The sequence below is a fragment of the Serratia sp. Res13-Sevr-LER1-36-b genome, from assembly GCF_015673035.1.
In the GTDB taxonomy this organism is placed as follows: Bacteria; Pseudomonadota; Gammaproteobacteria; order Enterobacterales; family Enterobacteriaceae; genus Chania; species Chania fonticola_C.
This window is the reverse complement of the sequence record NZ_JADACK010000044.1, coordinates 236,287-253,617: the sequence shown is the minus strand read 5'-3', so window position 1 is coordinate 253,617 and position 17,331 is coordinate 236,287. Positions and strand designations below refer to the sequence as shown.

General features: G+C 54.3%; 15 protein-coding genes. 12 read left to right on the top strand and 3 right to left on the bottom strand.

Annotation, left to right across the window (positions count from 1 at the left end):
- The first annotated feature begins 20 nt into the window (after window positions 1-20).
- The 4 genes from fhuC (at window position 21) to IMQ33_RS24990 (ending at window position 4,166) form a co-directional block, all read left to right on the top strand.
- Window positions 21-818: a Fe3+-hydroxamate ABC transporter ATP-binding protein FhuC gene (gene fhuC, locus IMQ33_RS25005; RefSeq protein WP_024484359.1), complete on the top strand. Its 798-nt coding sequence runs from the start codon at window positions 21-23 to the stop codon at window positions 816-818.
- Window positions 818-1,723, top strand: a complete 906-nt coding sequence (fhuD, locus tag IMQ33_RS25000) for a Fe(3+)-hydroxamate ABC transporter substrate-binding protein FhuD (protein WP_196062703.1) — start codon at window positions 818-820, stop codon at window positions 1,721-1,723. The genes fhuC and fhuD overlap by 1 nt, the downstream gene beginning before the upstream one ends.
- Complete coding sequence (gene fhuB / locus IMQ33_RS24995) at window positions 1,720-3,708, top strand: Fe(3+)-hydroxamate ABC transporter permease FhuB (RefSeq protein ID WP_065684519.1); 1,989 nt, start codon at window positions 1,720-1,722, stop codon at window positions 3,706-3,708. The genes fhuD and fhuB overlap by 4 nt, the downstream gene beginning before the upstream one ends.
- A gap of 302 nt (window positions 3,709-4,010) precedes the next feature.
- Window positions 4,011-4,166: a Hok/Gef family protein gene (locus tag IMQ33_RS24990; RefSeq protein WP_080673338.1), complete on the top strand. Its 156-nt coding sequence runs from the start codon at window positions 4,011-4,013 to the stop codon at window positions 4,164-4,166.
- A gap of 120 nt (window positions 4,167-4,286) precedes the next feature.
- Here the strand turns inward: IMQ33_RS24990 and IMQ33_RS24985 are convergent, their stop codons facing one another.
- The 3 genes from IMQ33_RS24985 to metK form a co-directional block, all read right to left on the bottom strand.
- Window positions 4,287-4,484 (bottom strand): 4-oxalocrotonate tautomerase family protein, encoded by a 198-nt coding sequence (locus tag IMQ33_RS24985; RefSeq protein WP_196062702.1) that lies wholly within the window; start codon window positions 4,482-4,484, stop codon window positions 4,287-4,289.
- A gap of 122 nt (window positions 4,485-4,606) precedes the next feature.
- On the bottom strand, window positions 4,607-5,527 hold the full coding sequence (locus tag IMQ33_RS24980; RefSeq protein ID WP_196062701.1) for a LysR family transcriptional regulator: 921 nt from the start codon (window positions 5,525-5,527) through the stop codon (window positions 4,607-4,609).
- A gap of 226 nt (window positions 5,528-5,753) precedes the next feature.
- On the bottom strand, window positions 5,754-6,908 hold the full coding sequence (gene metK / locus IMQ33_RS24975; RefSeq protein ID WP_021179751.1) for a methionine adenosyltransferase: 1,155 nt from the start codon (window positions 6,906-6,908) through the stop codon (window positions 5,754-5,756).
- On the opposite strand from metK, the gene IMQ33_RS24970 reads away from it, so the two are divergent.
- The 8 genes from IMQ33_RS24970 to rluF all read left to right on the top strand — a co-directional run bounded on the left by IMQ33_RS24970 (window position 6,907) and on the right by rluF (window position 17,112).
- Entirely contained in the window at window positions 6,907-7,053 is a 147-nt protein-coding gene (locus IMQ33_RS24970; protein ID WP_158006211.1) for a hypothetical protein, read from the top strand. The genes metK and IMQ33_RS24970 overlap by 2 nt on opposite strands.
- A 749-nt stretch (window positions 7,054-7,802) precedes the next feature.
- A complete protein-coding gene (speA, locus tag IMQ33_RS24965; protein WP_024484363.1) occupies window positions 7,803-9,779 on the top strand; it encodes a biosynthetic arginine decarboxylase in 1,977 nt (658 codons plus the stop codon).
- Between the two features lie 227 nt (window positions 9,780-10,006).
- A complete protein-coding gene (gene msrB, locus IMQ33_RS24960) occupies window positions 10,007-10,507 on the top strand; it encodes a peptide-methionine (R)-S-oxide reductase MsrB (protein WP_226906451.1) in 501 nt (166 codons plus the stop codon).
- Window positions 10,508-10,527: 20 nt separating this feature from the next.
- On the top strand, window positions 10,528-11,250 hold the full coding sequence (gene msrA / locus IMQ33_RS24955; RefSeq protein WP_196062700.1) for a peptide-methionine (S)-S-oxide reductase MsrA: 723 nt from the start codon (window positions 10,528-10,530) through the stop codon (window positions 11,248-11,250).
- Between the two features lie 357 nt (window positions 11,251-11,607).
- Window positions 11,608-12,864: an HlyD family secretion protein gene (locus IMQ33_RS24950; protein WP_370572923.1), complete on the top strand. Its 1,257-nt coding sequence runs from the start codon at window positions 11,608-11,610 to the stop codon at window positions 12,862-12,864.
- Window positions 12,865-12,866: 2 nt separating this feature from the next.
- A complete protein-coding gene (locus tag IMQ33_RS24945) occupies window positions 12,867-15,029 on the top strand; it encodes a peptidase domain-containing ABC transporter (protein WP_196062699.1) in 2,163 nt (720 codons plus the stop codon).
- Between the two features lie 142 nt (window positions 15,030-15,171).
- Window positions 15,172-16,092: an agmatinase gene (speB, locus tag IMQ33_RS24940; protein WP_065684512.1), complete on the top strand. Its 921-nt coding sequence runs from the start codon at window positions 15,172-15,174 to the stop codon at window positions 16,090-16,092.
- Window positions 16,093-16,239: 147 nt separating this feature from the next.
- On the top strand, window positions 16,240-17,112 hold the full coding sequence (rluF, locus tag IMQ33_RS24935) for a 23S rRNA pseudouridine(2604) synthase RluF (RefSeq protein WP_065684511.1): 873 nt from the start codon (window positions 16,240-16,242) through the stop codon (window positions 17,110-17,112).
- The last annotated feature ends 219 nt before the right edge of the window (window positions 17,113-17,331 follow it).

The following is a 17,331-nucleotide window of genomic DNA, read 5'->3' as shown; positions in this document are numbered from 1 at the left end:
CTCCCCGCCAAGCAGGGCCTATGCAGGATAAACACCTTAATCGCGATGCTACGTTCCAGCTCGACCGCGTGAGCTTTGCCGTGCCAGGGCGGGTGCTGTTACAGCCGCTGTCATTGGCCTTTCCTCAAGGCAAAGTGTGTGGATTGATTGGTCATAATGGCTCCGGCAAATCCACGCTGCTGAAAATCCTTGGTCGTCACCAAAATCCTACCTCTGGCCAGGCATTGCTTAATGGGCAACCGCTGGGCCAATGGGATAGCAAAGCCTTTGCTCGCCAAGTGGCCTATCTGCCGCAGCAATTGCCTGCAGCGGAAGGGATGACGGTGCGCGAATTGGTCGCCATCGGCCGCTACCCGTGGCACGGCGCGTTAGGCCGTTTCAAGGCTGGCGATCGCGAGCTGGTAGAAGAGGCGATCGGGCTGGTAGGGTTAAAACCCTTTGCCAACCGCCTGGTAGACAGCCTCTCCGGCGGCGAGCGTCAACGGGCCTGGCTGGCGATGATGGTCGCGCAGGATAGCCGTTGTTTGTTGCTGGATGAACCGACCTCTGCGTTGGATATTGCCCATCAGGTTGAAGTGCTGGCGTTGATCCAACGCCTGAGCCATGAGCGTGGCCTGACGGTGATTGCAGTGCTGCATGACATCAACATGGCGGCTCGTTATTGCGATCATCTGGTGGCGTTACGCGGCGGCGAAATGATTGCCCAAGGGTCATCGCTCGAACTGATGCAAGGGCCGGTGCTGGAACAGATCTACGGCATCCCGATGGGCATATTGCCGCATCCAAGTGGCGGTGCACCAGTGAGCTTCGTTTATTAATGCCTACCTCTGCCGATTTTCATCATGATCCGCTGCGCCGGCGTTTATTAACGGCGATGGCATTATCGCCTCTGTTGTTCTCTTTACCGTCGCGTGCGACAGGTTTGCCCGATATCACCCGTATCGCGGCATTGGAGTGGCTACCGGTCGAGCTGCTGATCGCACTGGGCGTGATGCCGCAAGCGGTTGCCGATATCCACAACTACAACCTGTGGGTGCAAGATCCTCGGTTGCCGGACTCGGTGATCGATGTCGGACAACGTACCGAACCCAATCTGGAGCTGTTGCAACAGATCAAACCTTCTCTGATCCTGCTTTCCAAAGGCTATGGCCCTTCGCCACAAAAACTGCAGCCTATCGGCCCGACCATGGAGTTTGGCTTTAACGACGGCAGCGGTAAGCCGCTCACCGTGGGCAAAAACTCGTTGCTTCAGCTGGCACAACGGATAGGTCTGGAGGCGCGGGCTACCCAGCATCTGCAACAGTTTGATGCTTTCATGCTGGAGGCGCGTAACCGCCTGGCGGGGTATCGGCAACAGCCGCTGCTGCTGTTTTCTTTGCTCGATCCTCGGCACGTGTTGGTGATTGGCCAGAAGAGCCTGTTTCAGGAAGTGATGGATCAGCTAGGCATTGAGAATGCCTGGCAGGGGGAAACCAACTTCTGGGGGACCTCGGTGGTGGGGATCGAACGCCTGGCGACAATAAAAAATGCGCGCGCGATTTATCTCGATCACGGTAATCAAGCCATGATGGATAAGGTCAGCAAGACGCCGCTGTGGCAGGCCTTGCCGTTTATCCGCCAGGGCCAACTGCGGCAGGTGCCAGCGGTGTGGTTCTACGGGGCTACGCTTTCGGCCATGCGTTTTTGCCGATTGCTGGCGCAGGCGCAGGAGACCCGCTCATGAGTGCACGCCTGCGTATCTTGCCGATAGCGCTGATTCTGTTACTGCTGGCAGCGGCGGGGGGCCTGACGCTCTTCAACCTGCTGCATCAACTGCCGTGGGAGCAGTGGTCACAGGCGTTGGTACAACCAGACATCGACAATGTCGATCAGATGTTGTTCCACTACAGCCTGTTGCCACGCCTGTCAGTCTCGTTGCTGGTGGGAGCAGGGTTGGGATTGGTCGGCGTACTGTTCCAGCAGGTATTACGTAATCCTTTGGCGGAACCCGCCACGCTCGGCGTGGCTGCCGGGGCTCAGCTAGGCTTGACGATTGCCACGCTGTGGATGCTGCCTGGGGGCGAATTGACCCGACAGCTGGCGGCGATGGTTGGTGCCATTGTGGTCGGTGGGCTGGTGTTCGGCGTTGCCTGGGGCAAACGGATGTCGCCCGTGACGTTGATTCTGGCCGGTCTGGTACTTGGGCTGTACTGCGGGGCGGTCAATAGCCTGCTGGCGTTGTTCAATTACGATCAGCTGCAAGGCCTGTTCCTGTGGAGCACTGGTGCGCTAAACCAGCAGGATTGGGGGACCGTGCAGTTTATCCTGCCGCGCTTGCTGTTGGTTGCCGTGCTGGCCGCCTTATTGATCCGCCCATTAACGCTGTTAGGGCTGGACGACGGTGTGGCACGTAATCTGGGCCTGGGCCTGGCATTGTCGCGCTTTGCGGCGTTGGCGGTGGCGATTGTGTTCAGCGCCATGTTGGTCAATGCGGTCGGCGTGATCGGTTTTATCGGCCTATTTGCCCCGTTGATGGCCAAGATGCTAGGAGCCCGCCGTCTGGCGCACCGCATGATGTTGGCTCCACTATTGGGGGCATTGCTGCTCTGGTTGACCGATCAGGTGATGATCTGGCTGACGCTGGTGTGGCGTGAAATCCCAACCGGCGCGGCGACGGCACTGATTGGTGCGCCGTTGCTGCTTTGGTTGTTACCACGCTTACGCAGCAGCGCAACTCCGCCGCCGATGGATTTGGGCGACAAAGTGCCTGTCGAACGTGGCCGCTTGCCGATATGGATCCTGCTGGGGAGCGTTTTACTATTGGCCGGGATTGCGGTGGCGCTGATGTTTGGGCAAAACCCCCACGGCTGGCACTGGAGCGTGGGCAGTGAATTACAGGCGCTGATGCCTTGGCGCTGGCCACGAGTGGTTTCAGCCCTGGCGGCCGGGATGATGCTGGCGGTAGCCGGAACGCTGATCCAGAAACTGACCGGTAACCCGATGTCCAGCCCGGAAGTGCTGGGGATCAGTTCCGGCGCGGCTTTCGGCGTGGTAATGATGCTGTTTATCGTCCCTGGTGATGCTTTTATGTGGTTGTTACCCGCCGGGAGTCTGGGGGCGGCGGCTACGCTGTTGATCATCATGATTGCGGCTGGACGTGGCGGATTCTCTACCGAACGCATGCTGTTGGCGGGTATCGCCCTCAGCACCGCCTTTAGCACGACCATTTTCCTGCTGTTGGCCAGTGGCGATCCCCGCATGGGAGGGCTGTTGGTGTGGCTCTCCGGCTCTACCTACTCGGTGGATGCTCCGCAGGCAATACGTACGGCGGCGATTGCTGGCGTGTTGATAGTCTTGGCCCCGCTGTGTAGACGTTGGCTGACAATTCTGCCGTTGGGCGGCGCTACAGCACGCTCCGTAGGGATTGCCCTGACGCCGACCCGGCTGAGCATTTTGCTGCTGGCGGCAACGCTGACGGCGATGGCGACGCTAACCGTCGGGCCGCTGAGTTTTATTGGCCTGATGGCACCGCATATGGCCCGGATGTTGGGATTCCGCCGGGCGCTGCCGCAGATGGTGATTGCTGCGCTGCTAGGCGGCCTGCTGATGGTGTTTGCGGACTGGTGTGGCCGGATGGTGATGTTCCCTTACCAAATCCCCGCAGGGCTGCTGGCGACCTTTATTGGCGCGCCGTACTTTGTCTATCTGCTGCGTAAGCAAACTTCGTAGACTATCTCGGGTTACCACCATTGCCACCAAGGGCTCAGCATTGCTGGGCCCTTGGTTTTTCAGGCAGTTGCAAAGCATTGCGTGGCATTGCGCAAAGTTGGTTTTTAGACGTTAAACAGCCGCCAGTCGGGCTGGAGAGGTGAATATACTGCGGATGGGTGCTCTGGATCTTTGTATCTGGAGCCAATGCGAAAGGTACAAAGAGAAAAGCCCCGAGTCGATAATATCAACCCGAGGCCAACTCTAACGCTCCACAACGTTAGGTTAGCTTCTTACTCGCCGCGAGGCAAGGATAAGGAGGCATGATGCCAAACAGAGGAGATATCGTAAAACTGGTCATTATCTGTACCACGGTTATCTTGTTGGTATGGATAACGCGCAGCAAACTTTGCGAGCTGCGTATTCGATCGGGCAACACGGAGGTTGCGGCCATTTTGGCCTACGAATCCGAACGGTAAGGCAACCCAACGGCGGGGGCCTGCTCCCGCCCGTTGGTTGTAAGCGTGCAGATCTATGAGCACCCATTCTCTACAAACAAAAACGACGGGCTTCTGGCCCGTCGTTTATAACAGTAACTATCAGCTCAACTTTTTAAGCGTTTCGGAAAAGAGTTCACCGGAAATTGCCCAGTTGTCTGTCTTTACGTCATTGAAAATGACATACACATACTGCGGATCAACTTTTGCGTGTGTGGCGATAGCGTCGGTTACCGCTTTAGCAATTGCAGGTTTAGCGTCGTCACGGCCCTCGAACATCTGAATATTGACTACTGGCATTTTAGAACCCCTATAAGAATGGATGATATGTCAGGTAATCTGACGTTGGAGGGATCCTACTAGGGTAGAGAAAGTGGATAAACTGTCTAAAAGAGCACACAGCGTAGAATAAAAATCTACAATTAGCCGAAGGTTTTTTGTGAGGCTAACGCGATTAATTCATCAATGATAAAGCGTACTCCTGGTAGCAGATGACGGGCTCGAGGCCATATGACATTCAATTCGGTTGGTGAGGGGTTATATGCTTCAAGTATTGGCACTAATTTACCACTCTGTATATGCGGTCTTAGTAACGCCTCCGGAAATTGAATCACACCGGCTCCGGCGATACAGGCATCTATCATAGCGTCGCCATCACTGATTTGATGAAAAGGTGCGGGTTTAAGTCTGACGTCTTTCCCTTCACCATTCCGAATCAACCAGCTTAAAGGTGCTCCGCCGCGCCAGGCTAAAATACAGCGATGGATACTCAGTTCGGCTAAGGTTTCAGGCGTGCCATAGGCAGAAAGATAGGCTGGCGATGCACAGATAATCAGGTGCTGCTCATTCAGCTTGCGGGCTACAAGGTCGGTGGTATCTTTAACCGCCCCGAAACGAATGGCGAGATCAAAACCTATATCCAGAGGGTCGATGATCCGGTCATTAAAGGTAATGGTCAGTTTCAGGTGGGGATAGCGTTTCGTCATGTCCATCAACACCGGCATCATGACCGAACGGCCAAAGGCAGCAGGAAGATCAATTCTTACTGTGCCTACGGGTTCCGTTAGTTTCGAACGTAACGCCATCTCGGCCATCTGTAATGTCTCTAGCGCACTCTGGCAGCTTGCCAGGTATGCTTCTCCTTCTGTTGTAAGGCTGATTTTCCGCGTGGTGCGATGGAATAGAGGAGTACCGAGGTTATGTTCCAGACGCTGAATACTTTTTCCAATTGCTGATTTGGACACACCTAGCTGTTCCGCAGCTTGAGTAAAGCTACTTGAATTTGCAGCCGTCACAAAATGGATGATGCTGCTGAAAGATTCGGTAGAAATCACGGTTGGCATGTTATCCATCCGGCTGGAAATTGGAGGGCTACTGTAGCGCAAAGCCGTTATTCAAAACAGCGTTGCTCATTTTTCTCCCTCGGATAACATGAAAGTAAATTTACAGTTAACCTTGAGTGGTGCAGTTCAGAAGACTCCGTGAGTTATCGATCCGGTTGACTATGTTTAGTCTACAAACGAAAACGGCGAGCCTCAGGCTCGCCGTTGTTAGGTCTACCGCCCAGGCTTACTTCAAGCCAGCCGCTTCACGCAACTGGGCTGCCTTGTCGGTCGCTTCCCATGGGAAGTGTTCGCGGCCAAAGTGGCCGTAAGCTGCGGTTTCACGGTAGATCGGTTGCAGCAGATCCATCATCTGGATCAGGCCATATGGGCGCAGATCGAAGAACTCACGCACCAGCAGGGTCAGTTGCTCGGTTGAGATCTTCTCGGTACCGAAGGTTTCCACCATGATGGAAGTCGGTTCCGCTACGCCGATAGCGTAGGACACCTGGATCTCACAACGATCTGCCAGGCCTGCGGCAACGATGTTTTTTGCCACGTAACGCGCCGCATAAGCGGCAGAGCGGTCAACCTTGGAAGGATCCTTGCCGGAGAACGCGCCGCCACCGTGACGGGCCATGCCGCCGTAGGTATCAACGATGATTTTACGGCCGGTCAGACCACAGTCACCCATTGGGCCACCGATAACAAAACGGCCGGTTGGGTTGATGTGGTATTTGGTGCCTGCGGTCAGCCACTCGGCTGGCAGTACCGGCTTGATAATCTCTTCCATCACCGCTTCTTGCAGATCTTTCAGCGCGATATCATCGGAATGCTGGGTAGACAGCACCACGGCATCAATACCGACGATTTTGCCATCGTCATACTGGAACGTGACCTGGCTTTTGGCATCTGGGCGCAGCCAAGGCAGGGTGCCATTTTTACGCACTTCGGCCTGGCGTTGAACCAGACGGTGGGCATAAGTGATTGGTGCAGGCATCAACACGTCGGTTTCATTAGAGGCATAACCGAACATCAGGCCCTGATCGCCAGCACCTTGCTCCAGCGGATCGCTACGGTCAACACCCTGGTTGATATCCGGTGATTGTTTACCGATGGCGCTCAATACGGCACAGGAGTTGGCATCAAAGCCCATATCGGAATGAATGTAGCCAATCTCGCGCACGGTTTTGCGGGTGATTTCTTCGATATCGACCCAGGCGCTGGTGGTGATCTCGCCGCCAACCAGCACCATGCCGGTTTTCACGTAGGTTTCGCAGGCTACGCGGGCTTTTGGATCCTGTTCCAGGATGGCATCAAGAACGGCATCCGAGATCTGATCGGCAATTTTATCCGGATGTCCTTCTGAAACAGATTCGGACGTGAAGAGGTGTTTAGCCATGGTGTTCTTTACCTTGCAAAAGACGGGTTGGAAATTACTGCACAGCGCTGGAGATCCGGGCATCAAAGCGAAGGGTCTTCCGCTGATGGCGAGATGCATCCTGCAACGCCCCTCAGGCAAAGCCGTTAAGCAGTTTATCAGTTAATCGGTATAGATGGATTAACATCTGGACGTCTATTTTAGGTCAGCCTTTAGCCGGATTGCCAGTAATTTTTTGCCCTAACGCTCTTTTGGGCAAACCGCTTGCCGCCATTTTCATCGCTTGAAACAGTTTCTGGCGAATTTTCATTTTGCATTTTGCCCGGGGGTCCGGTATAAACTGCGCGCGCGGTTCATTTGGTGCACAGCGTGTTGCAGAAAATTGAAACTTTCTGTAAACCCCGGCAACGCCGCGCCATGATCTACCGTAGGTACCCACTAATGGGGCCGCCGCTTCATTGAACGTTCACGTTCTTATACTATATAGAGGCTTTGTCGTTCATCGCGAGCGGCATGCGTGGAGGTGGTTGGATTAATGATCCGTTGTCTACTGGTTGTTGGTTCTCAACAGCAGTGCCGTTCTGGCGCGCATTCTTGTGCTATTTCCCGTCTTGTCTCTACACCATCTACCCGATGTTACACACCTCTGGGCGCTACTCAGGATCCTCGGGCCGGTTAACGGCTGTCTGAAGCACTGAACAAGGGTAGCCTGCAGCCAACAGTGGGATGATTCTTTACCCGATTCACGAGGTTTGAACAGGGTGTCTTACAATAAATCTATTGGGTATAAACCGATCGCTGACCACGAACGGCAGGTGAATTCACTGCTAAAATGGGGTGTTTCCGGGTTGTTCTCGCGGGTTGTAGCTGCGATAGTGGCTGACTATATCGTCAGTATGCAAGGTGAGGCGAGTAATGTCTGAAGATATGCCGATCCAACGCCCGTCAGTAGCGGGTGATAATTTATCTTTACGCTCCATGCAGGAGGTTGCCATGAATGATCGTAATGCCAGCAAGATGCTGCGCACTTATAACGTCGCCTACTGGGGCAACAATTACTTTGACGTCAATGAGCTGGGCCACATCAGCGTGTGCCCGGACCCAGACGTTCCGCATGCGCGCGTCGATCTCGCCGAGTTGGTGAAAGAGCGCCAAAAAGATGGCCAACGCCTGCCAGCCTTGTTCTGCTTCCCGCAGATCTTGCAGCATCGCCTGCGTTCCATTAACGCCGCGTTCAAACGTGCGCGTGAATCCTTCGGCTATGAAGGTGGCTACTTCCTGGTTTACCCGATCAAGGTTAACCAGCATCGCCGCGTGATTGAATCACTGGTCAACTCCGGTGAACCACTGGGGCTGGAAGCGGGTTCCAAGGCGGAACTGATGGCGGTACTGGCCCATGCCGGTATGACCCGCTCGGTGATCGTCTGTAACGGCTACAAAGACCGTGAATATGTTCGTCTGGCGCTGATCGGTGAAAAGCTGGGGCACAAAGTGTACCTGGTGATCGAGAAGATGTCGGAAATCCAGATGGTGCTGGAAGAGGCTGAACGCCTGAATGTGATCCCACGCCTTGGCGTACGTGCCCGCCTGGCCTCACAAGGGGCAGGTAAGTGGCAGTCGAGCGGTGGCGAAAAATCCAAGTTCGGTCTGGCAGCCATTCAGGTATTGAAGCTGGTGGAAACCCTGCGTGAAGCGGGCCGCCTGGATAGCCTGCAACTGCTGCATTTCCACCTGGGTTCTCAGTTGGCCAACATTCGCGATATCGCCACTGGCGTTCGTGAGTCTGCGCGTTTCTATGTCGAGCTGCATAAGCTGGGCGTAAACATTCAATGTTTCGACGTGGGTGGCGGTTTGGGTGTGGATTATGAAGGCACCCGTTCGCAGTCCGACTGTTCGGTCAACTACGGCCTGAATGAATATGCCAACAACGTGATTTGGGGGATCGGTGATGCCTGTAATGAGCATGGCCTGCCGCATCCAACGGTGATCACCGAGTCTGGCCGTGCCGTAACCGCCCACCATACGGTGCTGGTTTCCAACGTCATTGGCGTTGAGCGCAACGAATTCTGTGAGCCGGTTCCTCCGGTCGAAGATGCACCTCGCGCGCTGGAAAGCATGTGGGAAACCTGGCAGGAAATGAACGAACCGGAAAACCGTCGTTCGTTGCGTGAATGGCTGCACGATAGCCAGATGGATCTGCACGATGTGCATACCCAATATGCTCATGGCATGTTGGATCTGACCAAGCGTGCCTATGCTGAGCAGCTGTATCTGAACATCTGCAACAAGATCCAGCAACAGCTCGATCCAAGCAATCGAGCGCACCGGCCAATCATTGACGAATTGCAGGAGCGGATGGCGGACAAGTTCTACGTCAACTTCTCACTGTTCCAGTCGATGCCGGATGCCTGGGGTATCGACCAACTGTTCCCGGTCTTGCCGTTGGAAGGCTTGGACAAGCCGCCGGAAGGCCGTGCGGTATTGCTGGATATCACCTGTGACTCCGATGGCACCATCGATCACTATATTGATGGTGACGGCGTAGCCACCACCATGCCGATGCCTCCGTACGATCCGGAAAACCCACCTCTGCTTGGGTTCTTCATGGTTGGTGCCTATCAGGAAATCCTGGGCAATATGCACAACCTGTTTGGCGATACGGCTTCGGTGGATGTGTTTGTATTCCCTGATGGCAGCGTAGAAACCGAACTGTCTGATGAAGGCGATAGCGTAGCCGACATGCTGGAATACGTGCAGCTCGATCCGATCGCGCTGTTGGCGAAATTCCGCGATCAGGTGAAAGAAACCGATCTTGACGCGGAGTTGCAGGCGCAATTTGTCGAAGAGTTTGAGGCCGGTCTGTATGGCTATACTTATTTAGAAGATGAGTAAGCTATTCCGATAGTCTGACATACTTCCTATCCAGGGGCGCGGCAGAGGCTGCGCCCCTTCATTTTTCCCTCTTAGCCCGTACCCCGCCAAATTAGAAATTCCATTTAAACTTTCAACGTCTTAATGCCGTGTTCTCAGTTATCACAAATTTGTGAACTCTCCGTGAGGATTTGGTCACGACTTTCTCTGTAGTTTGTCATTGTCGGTGAATAGCACCAGAGGTAACGATGATGATCAACAGACGGTATTTTATTCTGGGTGGTGGAGCACTCTCTGTGGCCTATGCCGTAGGCCTGCTGCCTGCACTTTTCTCTCGTTCGGCGATGGCGGAGTCGTTTGCCGTCAACTATACGGCAGAACAATGGCGGCAACGGCTTTCAGCCAGCCAATATGCTGTTTTGCGCGAGGAAGGTACGGAACCTCCTTACAGCAGTCCGCTTAACGATGAGCACCGCGATGGTCAGTTTGCCTGTGCGGGTTGCCAGCAGGCGCTGTTTTCTTCCCACACCAAGTTTGACAGCCATACCGGCTGGCCCAGTTTCTGGCAACCCCTCGAACAGGCAGTGGCGACGCGTAAGGATCGAACGCTGGGCATGGTCCGCGAAGAGGTGCATTGCAGCCGCTGCGGCGGGCATTTGGGGCACGTATTTGACGATGGCCCACAACCCACCGGTTTGCGCTACTGCATGAATGGCATCGCCATGCTGTTCACGCCAAGCTCGGCCTAACCAGAATAGTGAGGAATAACATGAGAAACGTAGACAAAACGCTGCCATCGCTAGGTAAATACGGTATATGGGGCGCGATATTGGTTGCTGCCGGGTTCTGTTTGCAAAGCGTTGCCTGGCCACTGGGTGAGGCTGAGGCGGCGGTAGCGATCCCTGCGCCGGTAAAAGACGAAGCGCCGACGACATCGCGTACGGAAACCGCGATCTTTGCCGGCGGTTGTTTCTGGGGCGTGCAGGGGGTTTTCCAGCACGTTAAAGGCGTGACCAATGCCATATCCGGTTATACCGGAGGTGCGGCACAAACGGCTAATTATGAGGCCGTCAGCGGAGGGGATACCGGCCATGCGGAGTCGGTGCAGGTCACCTTTGATCCACAGCAGATTTCCTATGGGCAACTGCTGCAAATCTATTTTTCGGTAGCACACAACCCAACCGAGCTCGATCGCCAGGGGCCGGACAGCGGCCCACAATACCGCTCAGCCGTTTTCCCTCTGACGGAATCACAACAGCAGGTTGCCAAGGCTTATATTGCACAGCTGGATGCCAGTAAGCGCTTTGCCAAACCGCTGGTGACCCGCATTGAGGACAATGGTCATTTTTATCCTGCCGAGGCTTACCATCAAAACTATCTCACGCTTAACCCGGATCAACCCTACATCGTGGTGAATGACTTGCCAAAGGTAAAACAGCTACAGCAGCTGTTCCCAACGCAATATCGTGCAGATCCGGTGCTGGTTAATTAATAAGAGTCTTTGCTGTAATATATTAGGCAGTGGAGTTTTGCCAATAGCCCCAAGCCATCTCCTCGGAGATGGCTTTTACTTATTTATTTTACGTTATCAATCAATTAATAATGGTTGACGATATTGTTGAGTTATTCTGTTTATTTTGGTAATTTCTTTGTTAAAGAAAATCTCTGTTCGAAAATCAAGTAAATAACAGTCTGTCACCTTTAATTAAATAACTAATGCTCAAGTGTCGATTGGTAATCATCGCTATTAACTTCATTTACAGGGAGCGGTAATATATATGGTTAATAATAGATTGCCAGAACAACGTTATATCGCCGTCAAGACGATTAAATTGGCTGATCCAATCACGTGACGCGTCTCTACCGCCAGGCCTATTTTGCCGCCCAGGCCACGCGAGCCGAAGGGGGGATTTTGATTTCCCCCAGCCCGAACATGACGCTTTATGCCTGTGCCAGTGTGCTCTTGGTGGCTGCATTAATCGCTTTTTTAATCGGTGGTGAATATACCCGTAAAGCCCGACTGGAAGGTGTCGTGATGCCTTCAACCGGAGTAGTCAAAGTGGTTGCGCGTACGCAAGGACGGGTTGAAGCATTGCTGATTAACGAAGGCGATGAGGTTGCAGCAGGCCAATTACTCTATCGGCTAAGTGGTGAACGCTATGACGGCAAGGGTTTGGCCACCTTGGCGACGCTAAAAAACTCCCTGGCGCAGCAGTATCAGATGTTGGTGCAGCAACAGCATCAGGAAGTTGCCGCCAATAACATGCAAATACAGGGATTACGGCAGCGGGTTGACCAATTGAAAGAGGAATTGCGCAGCGCCGATGAGGCACTGAAACTCACGTTGCGCCAGGCGGAGTTAACCCGCTCGATGATGGAGCGTTATCAACGTTTGGTGCGGCAGAAGTATGTCTCCGAGCTTGAGTTTCAGCAAAAGCAGATCGAACTGGCGGCCGCGGAAGGTTATGTCGAAAACCAGCGGCAGGTACAACAGCGCCTGAAGCGTGAGTTGACCTCGGTTGAAACGGATCAGGGGAGTTTGTTGCAGCAGGGGCAAAGCCGCCGGGTGGAGTTGGACCGGTTATTACAAGGGATCCGGCAGCAACAGATCGAGCTGCAATCGCAGGAGGAAAGCACGCTGGTTGCCCCGGTGGCAGGGCGTGTTGCTGCGGTGTTGGTCAAGGCGGGGCAAGCGGTCAACCAAAATGAGCCGCTGTTAACGCTGGTGCCACTGGCGGCCCAAATGCAGATTGAGCTGTATGCGCCGAGCAAGTCCGTTGGGTTTATCAAGCCCCATCAGCGGGTTGGCTTGCGTTTCGCGGCCTATCCCTATGAAAAATTTGGCGTGCAGTATGGCACGACGCGGGAGGTGACCCGCATCAGCCTCAGCCCGACAGATGTCATGCCACATAACCCGGTGGTGTGGAAAGAAAATGAGGGGCATTACCGGGTGATTGTCATGCCGGATAAACCCAGCGTGACCGTGTATGGCCGCCAGGAATTACTGCGCACCGGGATGGTGGTGGCCGCAGATATCGAGCTGGACAAGCGGCGGCTATACGAATGGCTGCTGGAACCGTTATGGAGCCTGCAAGGAAAAATATAGCCATGGAATGGACTGAGCATTTGCACCTGAATTTGCATTGGCGCCGCCGCTTGCCGTTGATCCGTCAAACCGAGTCGGCGGAATGTGGGGTGGCTTGTCTGGCAATGGTTGCCGGTTGGCACGGTTACCGTATTGACCTCCCCAGCCTGCGTGCAAGATTCAGTGTTTCGACGCAGGGCATGACTTTCGTGCATTTGATGGAATACGCTCAGATCCTGAAATTGACAGGTCGTGCGGTACGTTTAGAGCTGGAGGAGCTTAGCCAACTGACCGTACCCTGCATTTTACACTGGGATCTCAACCACTTTGTGGTGCTTAAACGGGTACGTGGCAACGAGATCGAACTGCACGATCCGGCACGCGGGGCGGTTAACATGTCGTTGGTACAGGCTAACCGTCATTTTACCGGTGTCGCGTTGGAACTGACGCCAACCCATGACTTTGAGCCGCGTGACGAACGCAAGAAAGTGCGGCTAACGGAATTGGTTGGCAAGACGGTAGGGTTGAAGGCTGCGCTGGCGCGCATTTTCTGCTTTGCCCTGGCGTTGGAAGTCTTGGCCTTGCTGAGCCCGTTGATCAATCAGATCGTGATCGATGAAGTCCTGGTGGCGCTGGATGATAGCCTGTTGGTGCTGATTGTCATTGCCATGCTGCTGATGAGTGCGACCCAGACGTTGATTGGCCTGGCCCGGCAATGGGCGACCATTACCATGGCGGTCAATTTCAATATGCAGTGGACGGCCAACGTGTTCCATCACCTGCTGCGTTTGCCGATCGACTGGTTTGAAAAGCGTGACATTGGTAACGTCAGCGCCAAGTTTGATGCGGTCGATACCATTCAGGATACGCTCACCACCAGCATCCTTGAGGCGATGCTGGACGTATTGCTGGTGGTCGGTACCTTGGGCATGATGTTGCTCTACAGCGTGTCGTTATCCATGCTGGCGCTAGGCGCAGCGCTGATTTATGGCTTATTACGCGTGCTATGGTTTCGCACCCTGCGCCGGGCGGCAGAGGACAGTTGGACGGCGGGCACTCTGGAATCAAGCCACTTTCTGGAAACGCTGCATGGCATACTCAGCCTGCGGGTTAACGGAGCGTTGGCCCAGCGGGAATCAGCTTGGCGTAACCTGAATATCGCCAGGCGCAATAGCCAACTGCGTGAGCATAAACTGGCCATCGGCTACGACATCATTAACCAGATCATTGGTAGCCTGGTGGGGGCGGCGGTGCTGTGGTTTGGTGCCAATGCGGTGCTGTCGGGTTCGTTCTCGATCGGCATGCTGGTGGCGTATATGTCATTTCAAGGGCGTTTTTCCGCCAGCATCAATGGCCTGATCGATAAGGCATTTGCCTGGCGAATGCTGGATGTTTATAACGAACGGCTGGCAGATATTGTGCTGACCCAGAAGGAGGGCGGTGCTCAGGCGGCAGAATCTCTTACCGTAGCTTTCCCCAAGCAGAGAGAGGATCGCCCAGTTGTGGAACTGGAAAACATCACCTTCCGCTACGGCCAGGGAGGTAACGATATCTTGGCAGAAGCGGCGTTGCGAATCATGCCTGGAGAGGTGGTGGCGCTGGTAGGGCGCTCTGGCTGCGGGAAAACCACCCTGGCGAAGATCCTGCTGGGGCTTTACCCGCCAACTGCTGGGCGGTTGCAGGTGTTTGGCATCGATCATCATCATGCGGGCTATCGGCAGGTTCGCCAAATGATCGGCGCGGTGATGCAAGAGGATCGACTATTCCGTGGGGCAATACTCGACAACATCACCTTTTTCTCTCAACACAGCGATCTGGATTGGGCGCAACACTGTGCTCAACTGGCACAGCTGCATGAGGATATCATCGCGTTACCGATGGGCTACCAGACGTTGATTGGGGAAATGGGTAATTCGCTGTCTGGGGGCCAAAAGCAGCGCCTGCTGTTGGCCCGGGCATTATATAAACGCCCACGGTTACTGATCCTGGATGAGGCAACCAGCCATCTTGATGTCACCAATGAAATCCTGATCGGCAGCACTTTGCGCAACCTGGGCTTAACCATCCTGCTGATTGCTCACCGGCCTGAGACGATAGCCTCTGCCGATCGCGTAGTCGAACTCGATGCTGGCAGGTTGGTTGTTCCTTCTTGTGCATCTGCTGACAACGGGCACCTTGAAGAGTGAACCAATTGCGGCGATAATCTACCCATAGAAACAGACATCGAATAAATCCCTTTCTCGTCGGGCTAACGACGCGGGAGGGATTTTTTTTTGCTACCGCCCAAGCGTCCGGCTACGGGCGAACCGTTGAAAAATGAGGGTAAATATGAGTACCTTAGGCCATCAGCCCGATAATTCCTTAGTGTCCAACGCCTTTGGTTTCCTGCGCTTTCCGCTGAACTTTATGCCTTACGATAGCGATGCAGAGTGGGTGATCACCGGTGTTCCTTTTGATATGGCTACCTCCGGCCGTGCCGGTGGGCGTCATGGCCCTGCGGCGATCCGCCAGGTTTCTACCAATCTGGCATGGGAAGGGGCGCGCTGGCCGTGGAACTTTGATCTGCGCGATCGTCTGAACGTGGTCGACTGCGGTGATGTGGTATTTAACTTTGGTGATGCCCAGGATATGAGCGACAAGCTGCAGGCGCACGCAGAAAAACTGCTGTCAGCCGGTAAGCGCATGCTCTCTTTCGGCGGTGACCACTTCGTTACGTTGCCGCTGCTGCGCGCGCATGCCAAGCATTTTGGTAAAATGGCGCTGGTGCATTTCGATGCCCATACCGACACCTATGCCAACGGCAGCAAGTTTGACCACGGCACCATGTTCTTCCATGCGCCGAACGAAGGCCTGATCGATCCAAATCACTCCGTGCAAATCGGTATCCGTACCGAGTTCGATCGTGACAACGGCTTCACCGTACTGGATGCTGCGCAGGTTAACGATCGTGGCGTGGACGATCTGCTGGCGCAGATCAAACAGATCGTTGGCGATATGCCGGTTTATCTGACCTTCGATATCGACTGCCTGGATCCGGCTTTCGCACCAGGCACCGGCACCCCGGTGATCGGCGGCCTGACCTCCGATCGCGCCCTGAAACTGGTGCGTGGTATGCAATCGCTGAACATTGTCGGTATGGATGTGGTAGAAGTAGCTCCGGCTTACGACCAGTCTGAGATCACCGCACTGGCAGCGGCAACGCTGGGCCTGGAAATGTTGTATCTGCAAGCGGCCAAAAAGCAGGGCTAAATCAGTTTGCTGAATGGGTAGGGGTCGCACATAGTCGACCGTAGGGGCGCGGTATGCTGCGCCCGCTTGGCAGCGGCCCTTACCCGTCAACTCATCATGAAAATATTGCCGTGAAGATAAAGTGTATTTCGCGTTTACGGAGGAACCGTGCTGACTAAACCATCTATACGCCTCAACAAATATATTAGCGAGAGCGGCATCTGCTCGCGTCGCGATGCCGATCGTTACATCGAACAGGGCAATGTTTTTATCAACGGTAAGCGCGTAGCGCTCGGCGATCGGGTATTCGCTGGCGACGTGGTCAAGGTTAACGGGCAGCTTATTGAACCCCGTAACGAAGACAATCTGATTTTTATTGCGCTGAACAAGCCGGTGGGTATCGTCAGCACCACCGAAGACGGTGAGAAAGACAATATTGTCGATTTCGTCAACCACAGCACCCGTGTCTTCCCGATCGGGCGGTTGGATAAAGATTCGCAGGGGCTGATCTTCCTCACCAACCACGGCGATCTGGTGAACAAGATCCTGCGTGCCGGTAACGACCACGAGAAGGAATATCTGGTCACGGTCAACAAACCGGTAACCGACGATTTTATTCGTGGTTTGGGTGCCGGAGTGCCGATGCTGGGCACGGTCACCAAAAAATGCAAGGTGAAGAAAGAAGCGCCCTTTGTGTTCCGTATCGTGCTGGTACAGGGGCTTAACCGCCAGATCCGCCGTATGTGTGAGCATTTCGGTTATGAAGTGACCAAGCTGGAGCGCACCCGCATCATGAACGTCGGCCTGTCTGGGCTACCGTTAGGGGAATGGCGCGATTTGACGGACGATGAACTGGTTGAGCTGTTTAAGTTGATTGAAGACTCGTCTTCAGAGGCTAAACCCGCGAAGAAAGCGGCCAAGCCCAAGCCTGCGGTAAAAAAACCGGCGAGCGGCGGGCAGAAAACCGCGGATAAAGCGGGCAGTCACGCACCGGCGCGTAAGCGTTTTGCTCAGCCGGGGCGCAAAAAGAAAGGGCGCTAAGTCGGCGCTTTCTGCTAATTAAACGGCCTCAGTCTTGATGACTGGGGCCGTTTTGCTTTGTTTTCACCCCCGCTGCATTTTTTCGTGATCCACTCCGCAGTTGTAACTTTAAAATAACCAATCATTAACATTCTTCCCTTTGCTGGCTTGACGAAAGATTCGCCATATCTATAGTGACTGTATTAAATAAGAAACTGAGTTTCATATATGAAACAATCA

Bases quoted from the DNA above. Each gene is read 5' to 3' on its own strand.
- fhuD (WP_196062703.1), top strand. From the start codon at position 818: ATGCCTACCTCTGCCGATTTTCATCATGATCCGCTGCGCCGGCGTTTA.
- msrA (WP_196062700.1), top strand. From the start codon at position 10,528: ATGAGAAACGTAGACAAAACGCTGCCATCGCTAGGTAAATACGGTATA.
- IMQ33_RS24990 (WP_080673338.1), top strand. From the start codon at position 4,011: ATGATGCCAAACAGAGGAGATATCGTAAAACTGGTCATTATCTGTACC.
- fhuC (WP_024484359.1), top strand. From the start codon at position 21: ATGCAGGATAAACACCTTAATCGCGATGCTACGTTCCAGCTCGACCGC.
- IMQ33_RS24985 (WP_196062702.1), bottom strand. From the start codon at position 4,484: ATGCCAGTAGTCAATATTCAGATGTTCGAGGGCCGTGACGACGCTAAA.
- msrB (WP_226906451.1), top strand. From the start codon at position 10,007: ATGATGATCAACAGACGGTATTTTATTCTGGGTGGTGGAGCACTCTCT.
- speA (WP_024484363.1), top strand. From the start codon at position 7,803: ATGTCTGAAGATATGCCGATCCAACGCCCGTCAGTAGCGGGTGATAAT.
- fhuB (WP_065684519.1), top strand. From the start codon at position 1,720: ATGAGTGCACGCCTGCGTATCTTGCCGATAGCGCTGATTCTGTTACTG.
- metK (WP_021179751.1), bottom strand. From the start codon at position 6,908: ATGGCTAAACACCTCTTCACGTCCGAATCTGTTTCAGAAGGACATCCG.
- IMQ33_RS24980 (WP_196062701.1), bottom strand. From the start codon at position 5,527: ATGCCAACCGTGATTTCTACCGAATCTTTCAGCAGCATCATCCATTTT.
- IMQ33_RS24970 (WP_158006211.1), top strand. From the start codon at position 6,907: ATGGTGTTCTTTACCTTGCAAAAGACGGGTTGGAAATTACTGCACAGC.
- speB (WP_065684512.1), top strand. From the start codon at position 15,172: ATGAGTACCTTAGGCCATCAGCCCGATAATTCCTTAGTGTCCAACGCC.
- IMQ33_RS24945 (WP_196062699.1), top strand. From the start codon at position 12,867: ATGGAATGGACTGAGCATTTGCACCTGAATTTGCATTGGCGCCGCCGC.